The organism is Streptomyces sp. NPDC005775 (genome assembly GCF_042871565.1).
In the GTDB taxonomy this organism is placed as follows: domain Bacteria; phylum Actinomycetota; class Actinomycetes; order Streptomycetales; family Streptomycetaceae; genus Streptomyces.
Window position 1 is genome coordinate 58,677 of sequence record NZ_JBIAIU010000026.1, and the last position, 6,270, is coordinate 64,946.

Here is a 6,270-nt window from a genome sequence, read left to right on the forward strand (position 1 = left end):
CCCCCGGCCGCCCCCTCGGGCTGTGGCTCCGGCTCGCTCCCCCGGGTGTCAGTCCTGCGCGCGCCGCCGGGCCACGACCATCGCACCGGCGCCGACTGCCAGCAGGAGGGCGGCGCCGCCTGCGACGTACGGCGTGGTGGAGCTGCTGCCCGTCTCGGCGAGGTCGGCACCCGTGTCGGCGGCCTGGGGTGCGTGACCGGTGCCGGTCTGGGGCTTCACATCACCGCCGGTGTCGCCGGCCGTGGAGCCCGTGGTGGAACCGGTCGTGGAGCCCGTGGTGGCGCCGGTGGTGTTGGATCCGCCGTCGGTGGAGCCACCGTCACCCGACCCGCCGTCGGTGGAGCCGCCCTCGGTCGAGCCACCGTTGGTGGAGCCGCCATCGGTGGAGCCGCCGTCCGTCGATCCCCCGTTGTCACCGCCGCCGTTCTCGCCGCCCCCGTTGTCGCCGCCGCCGTTGCCACCGCCGTTCTCCCCGCCGCCGTTGTCGCCGCCGCCCGTGCCGCCCGTGCCGCCCGCCCTCGGCGTCTCGCAGGTGGCCTCGGCGAGCGTTACCTCGCCCTTCACATCGGCGACGTTCAGGTTGAGCGGGTTGACCGAGACCTTCAGCTGGAGCGCCACCGCGGCCGCGGTGCGCGAGGTGGTGCTCGTCTTCGACAGGTCGAGCGTCACCGAACCGACGCCCTTCACCGCGATCTGCGTGGAGCCCCCGGCGCTCAGGGTGACGCGCTTGCCGAGGACCTTCACGTGCCCCAGCACGTTCGACTCGGCGACCGGCTTGTGGCCCACCTCGCAGACCGCCTTCGACGTGACCTGCTCGACCTCGATCAGGGAGAGCAGCGGCAGTCCGGGCACGTGCAGGCGCGCCTTGACCACATTGCTGTAGCCCTCCGCGCGGTGCTTGCGGACGGTCGCCTTCGCCGTGGCCACATCGGCGCGCAGCACGCTGACCGGCTTTCCGCCCTCCACCCCGTCGAGCTTCACGCTGAGCGCGGCCTTCTCCGCGCTCCGCGGCGCCCGCACCTCGTTGAGCGTGGCCGTGAGCGGCACATCGATCGTCCTGTTCAGGAGGGAGACGTCGAGTGCGGTACGGAGTACGACCGCGCTCGCCTTCCCGCCACCGGTCGTCGTGGTCGTGGTCGCGGTGGTGGCCTGCGCCGGGACGGCGACCAGCAGGACGACGGGAGCGGCGGCGACCGCCAGGGCGGCGAGGCGGAAGGTGTTGCTGTTCAAGATGGTGGAACCCCCACAAGAGACATGGAGCCACCGGCGCCGTCCAATGGGGGACATCGCGGGCACCGGTGGCCTCGACTCCGTGAATCTTTACGCACAGAGGGTGAACTGGCAGACACCTGACGTGAGTTCACCCCAAAGGGGGGTTTCCGTGCTTGTATTCGATTATTCCGGCACGTGCGTTCCACGCGTTCACCCGTTTCACCCGTTTCACCGAGCGCGGGCAGCTCGCGCGGGCCTCCCAACGGAGTGTGCGGAAGTGATTCAACGAGCGGGTGCGCTCCGCGTCACTGCCGGTCAACACGGCGCATCCCGGGCCCGGACGGGCCCGGGACACCCGGATCAGCCGATGACGCGCCCGTTCAGGACGACGCGGCGCGGGGCCGCCAGCACGCGCACGTCCGCCCGCGGATCCTCGTCGTAGACCACCAGGTCGGCCGGTGCGCCCTCCTCCAGACCCGGCCTGCCGAGCCAGGCGCGGGCGGCCCATGTCGTCGCGGACAGCGCCTCCAGGGCCGGGATGCCGGCCTTGACCAGCTCCGCGACCTCGTCGGCCACCAGGCCGTGGGCGAGCACCCCACCGGCGTCGGTGCCCACGAACACCGGCACCCCCGCGTCGTACGCGGCGCGCACGGTGTCGTAGCGGCGTTCGTGCAGTCGGCGCATGTGGGCGGACCAGCGCGGGTATTTGGCGTCGCCACCCAGCGCGAGCGAGGGGAAGGTGGCGATGTTGACCAGCGTGGGGACGATCGCGACCCCGCGCTCGGCGAAGAGCGGGATGGTTTCCTCGGTCAGCCCGGTCGCGTGCTCGACGCAGTCGATCCCGGCCTCGACCAGATCGCGCAGTGAGTCCTCGGCGAAGCAGTGCGCGGTGACCCGGGCGCCCAGGCGGTGCGCCTCGGTGATGGCCGCCCGGGCGGCCTCGCGCGGCCAGCACGCGGTCAGATCGCCCACCTCGCGGTCGATCCAGTCGCCGACGAGCTTCACCCAGCCGTCCCCGCGACGTGCCTCCTGCGCGACGTACGCCACCAGTTCGTCGGGCTCGATCTCGTACGCGTAGTTCCTGGTGTAGCGCCGGGTCCTGGCGATGTGACGGCCGGCCCTGATGATCTTCGGCAGGTCCTCGCGGTCGTCGATCCACCGGGTGTCCGCGGGAGAGCCCGCGTCCCGCAGGAGCAGCGCGCCGGCCTCCCGGTCGTCGAGGGCCTGCTTCTCGGTGGTCGCGGTGTCCACGGCGCCATGGTGGTCGAGCCCGACGTGGCAGTGGGCATCGACCAGTCCGGGCAGGGCCCAGCCGGTGACCACGAGCGCGTCGTCCGCACCGGCGGGCCGCTCGTAGGTCACGCGCCCGTCGACCGCCCAGAGCTCGTCCCTGACGTCCTCGGGGCCGACGAGCACCCGCCCCTTCACCTGCAGCACCCGCGGCGCCTCGTGATCGCTCATGGACAGCACTGTACGAGGCGCCGTGCGCGGGGCCACGCCCCCTCCCGCCCGCCCCCCGCGGACGGGTCCGGGCCGTCCGCGGAGGGCTCGGTACCCTCGGTGCAGGCCTGGCCCGCAGGCCGGTCCGCACACCGATCCGATTCCGAAGAGAGCACCACCGTGACGCACCCCTTCCTCGACCTGACCCCGCTCACCGCCGCGCACTTCGCGGCGATCGAGCGGCGGGTGGCTGGTCTCCTCGCCACCGAGCAGGACGTCGTCATCATGCAGGGCGAGGCTCTCCTCCCCCTCGAAGGCTGCATCAGGGGCGGCGCCCGGCCCGGTTCGACGGCGCTGAACGTCGTCACGGGGCCGTACGGGCAGACGTTCGGCAACTGGCTGCGCGACTGCGGCGCCGAGGTCATCGATCTGGCGGTGCCGTTCCACACGGCCGTGACCGCCGGCCAGGTCGCCGAGGCGCTGGCCGCGCACCCGGAGATCGACTTCGTCTCCCTGGTGCACGCGGAGGCCGCCACCGGCAACACCAACCCGGTCGCGGAGATCGGTGAGGTCGTCCGGGCGCACGGGGCGCTGTTCATGCTGGACGCCGTCGCCTCGGTGGGCGCCGAGCCGCTGCTGCCCGACGCCTGGGGTGTGGACCTGTGCGTGATCGGGGCCCAGAAGGCGATGGGCGGTCCGGCCGGGGTGTCCGCGGTGTCAGTGAGCGCGCGGGCCTGGGAGCGGATCGCCGCCAACCCGCAGGCGCCGCGCCGCTCCTACCTCTCCCTGCTGGACTGGAAGGAGCGCTGGATCGACGGCGGCCGCCGGGCGCTGCTGCACGCCCCGGCCCAGCTGGAGATGCTGGCCCTCGATGCCTGTGTGGAGCGGATCGAGGCGGAGGGCCTCGACGCGCTGATGGCCCGTCACGCCACGGCCGCCGCGGCCACCCGGGCCGGTGCGGTGGCACTGGGCGGCGGCCTGACCCCGTACGTGCACGAAGCACGGGACGCGGCGCCGGTGGCGACCACGCTGCGGACGCCGGACGGGGTCGACGCCGCGGGCCTGGTCGCGCAGGCACTGGCGGCCGACCCGTCGCTGCCGCTGATCGCGGGGGGCGGGGCACTGTCCAAGGAGATGATCCGGGTCAATCACTACGGGGTGGATGCGACGCGGGGCGCGGTGCTGTCCTCGCTCGCGGCTCTGGGGGCGGCGCTGGCCGATGCCGGCCGGCAGGTCGATATGGAAGCTGCCCGGAAGGCCGTTTCGGAAACCTGGACCGCCGCATAAATCCCGGCGTAATCAATAAATGCGGGGAGCTGCTTTATTCGGAGCAGCGCCCCGCATTCTTATGCCCGGTTTTCCCCAGGCTAAACACCCCAGTTTCCGGGGCGCTCGATCTCCACAATTCGGTTGCAGTGCGAGAGAGTTACGACCTTGTGACCGACTCCACACGGGTGGGCATTATGCCGGATAAATCCATACCGAATCGGGTGAAAAGGCGTCGATTTCGCGCCGGTGCGCACGCTCGCGTGATAACACAGGGCATCGCGCCACCCAACCCCTTCGGCCGATGCGATTTCGAAATTTGCTAGGTAAATTCAATTCGCATGACCGCCGCACCAGCAGATTTTGCCCGTGCCCGAAGCGAATTCATCACCATCGACACCCCGCGAGTGGAGGACGGAGCCGCGATCTGGCGCATAGCCCGCGACTCCGAGGTCCTGGACCTCAACTCCTCGTACAGCTACCTGCTGTGGTGCCGTGACTTCGCGGCGACCTCCGTGGTCGCCCGCGACGAGACCGGCGCCCCGGTCGCCTTCGTGACGGGGTACCTCAGGCCAGACCGCCCCGAGACGCTCGTCGTCTGGCAGGTGGCCGTCGACCACGGCCACCGCGGCACCGGCCTGGCCGGAAAGCTGCTGGACGCCCTGACCGCCCGCGTCGCCGGCGCCCAGGGCCTCGCCTCGGTCGAGACGACCATCACCCCGGACAACAAGGCATCGGACCGCCTGTTCACCTCCTACGCACAGCGCCACGACGTGGCACTGGAACGTGAGGTGCTCTTCGACGGCGGCCTGTTCCCCGAGGGCACCCATCTGCCGGAAGTGCTCTACAGCATCGGCCCGTTCCACGCCTGATCAGGCCCTTCCCGGCGGGTGCCGCCCGTCGCAGTCACCTCGACCGCCGCCCGTCACACCCCCTCACGCAGGAGACCCGCTGTGACCATCACCCCGCCCGCCCTGAGCGTCTTCGAGACCCTGGAGTCCGAGGTACGTAGTTACTGCCGAGGCTGGCCCGCCGTGTTCGACCGCGCGCAGGGCGCCCGGCTGACGGACGAGGACGGCCACTCCTACCTCGACTTCTTCGCCGGAGCCGGCTCCCTCAACTACGGCCACAACAACCCGGTGCTGAAACGCGCGCTGATCGACTACATCGAGCGCGACGGCATCACCCACGGCCTCGACATGGCCACCACCGCCAAGCGCGCCTTCCTGGAGACGTTCCAGAACGTGATCCTGCGGCCGCGCGACCTGCCGTACAAGGTCATGTTCCCCGGCCCGACGGGCACCAACGCCGTCGAGTCGGCGCTGAAGCTGGCCCGCAAGGTCAAGGGCCGCGAGTCCGTGGTCTCGTTCACCAACGCCTTCCACGGCATGTCGCTCGGCTCGCTCGCCGTCACCGGCAACGCGTTCAAGCGCGCCGGCGCCGGCATCCCGCTGGTGCACGGCACGCCGATGCCGTTCGACAACTACTTCGACGGCCAGGTCCCCGACTTCCTCTGGTTCGAACGGCTCCTTGAGGACCAGGGATCCGGGCTCAACAAGCCCGCCGCGGTGATCGTGGAGACGGTCCAGGGCGAGGGCGGCATCAACGTCGCCCGCGCCGAGTGGCTGCGCGCGCTCCAGGAGCTGTGCCACCGCCAGGACATGCTGCTGATCGTCGACGACATCCAGATGGGATGCGGCCGGACCGGCGGCTTCTTCTCCTTCGAGGAGGCCGGCATCACGCCGGACATCGTCACGCTGTCGAAGTCGATCAGCGGCTACGGGATGCCCATGTCCCTCTGCCTCTTCAAGGGCGAGCTGGACATCTGGGAGCCCGGCGAGCACAACGGCACCTTCCGCGGCAACAACCCGGCCTTCGTCACCGCCGCCGCCGCGCTGGACGCCTACTGGGCCGACGGCCAGATGGAGAAGCAGACCCGGGCCCGGGGCGAGCAGGTCGAGCAGACGATGCTGGCCATCTGCGGCGAGGACGACACCGCGCAGTTCCGTGGCCGCGGACTCGTGTGGGGTCTGGAGTTCAACGACCCCACGCGCGCGTCCGCCATCTGCGCCCGCGCGTTCGAGCTGGGGCTGCTGCTGGAGACCTCCGGCCCGCAGAGCGAGGTCGTGAAGCTGCTGCCGCCGCTGACCATCACCCCCGAAGAACTGGACGAGGGCCTGCGCACGCTGGCCCGTTGCGTCCGCGAGACCGCCTGAGGGGCGGGGGGGGGGGGCGGGGGGCCCCCCCCCCCCCCCCCCCCGGGCCCCCCCCGGGGGGCCCCCGGGGAAACAACCCCGCGTGCCACGCCCCCCCCCCCCCGGTAGGGCCCAGCGTTCCCGTCAACACCTACAA

General features: G+C 71.4%; 5 protein-coding genes. 3 read left to right on the forward strand and 2 right to left on the reverse strand.

Going from position 1 to position 6,270, the window contains the following annotated elements:
- Nucleotides 1-48: 48 nt before the first annotated feature.
- Nucleotides 49-1,230 carry an SCO1860 family LAETG-anchored protein gene (locus ACFYPA_RS36335; RefSeq protein WP_359353387.1) on the reverse strand — a complete coding sequence of 394 codons (1,182 nt, stop codon included), beginning with the start codon at nt 1,228-1,230 and terminating at the stop codon, nt 49-51.
- Nucleotides 1,231-1,572: 342 nt separating this feature from the next.
- Nucleotides 1,573-2,673 (reverse strand): amidohydrolase family protein, encoded by a 1,101-nt coding sequence (locus ACFYPA_RS36340; protein WP_359314909.1) that lies wholly within the window; start codon nt 2,671-2,673, stop codon nt 1,573-1,575.
- Between the two features lie 159 nt (nt 2,674-2,832).
- Here ACFYPA_RS36340 and ACFYPA_RS36345 point away from each other — a divergent pair, with 159 nt between their 5' ends.
- The 3 genes from ACFYPA_RS36345 to ectB all read left to right on the forward strand — a co-directional run bounded on the left by ACFYPA_RS36345 (nt 2,833) and on the right by ectB (nt 6,134).
- Nucleotides 2,833-3,939: an aminotransferase class V-fold PLP-dependent enzyme gene (locus ACFYPA_RS36345; protein WP_359353390.1), complete on the forward strand. Its 1,107-nt coding sequence runs from the start codon at nt 2,833-2,835 to the stop codon at nt 3,937-3,939.
- A 320-nt stretch (nt 3,940-4,259) separates the two neighbouring features.
- Complete coding sequence (gene ectA, locus ACFYPA_RS36350) at nt 4,260-4,790, forward strand: diaminobutyrate acetyltransferase (RefSeq protein ID WP_359314903.1); 531 nt, start codon at nt 4,260-4,262, stop codon at nt 4,788-4,790.
- 81 nt (nt 4,791-4,871) lie between these two features.
- Complete coding sequence (ectB, locus tag ACFYPA_RS36355) at nt 4,872-6,134, forward strand: diaminobutyrate--2-oxoglutarate transaminase (RefSeq protein WP_359084972.1); 1,263 nt, start codon at nt 4,872-4,874, stop codon at nt 6,132-6,134.
- The last annotated feature ends 136 nt before the right edge of the window (nt 6,135-6,270 follow it).

What these genes read in the sequence shown, in the direction of transcription:
- ectA (WP_359314903.1), top strand. Translation starts at nt 4,260, where the DNA reads ATGACCGCCGCACCAGCAGATTTTGCCCGTGCCCGAAGCGAATTCATC.
- ACFYPA_RS36340 (WP_359314909.1), bottom strand. Translation starts at nt 2,673, where the DNA reads ATGAGCGATCACGAGGCGCCGCGGGTGCTGCAGGTGAAGGGGCGGGTG.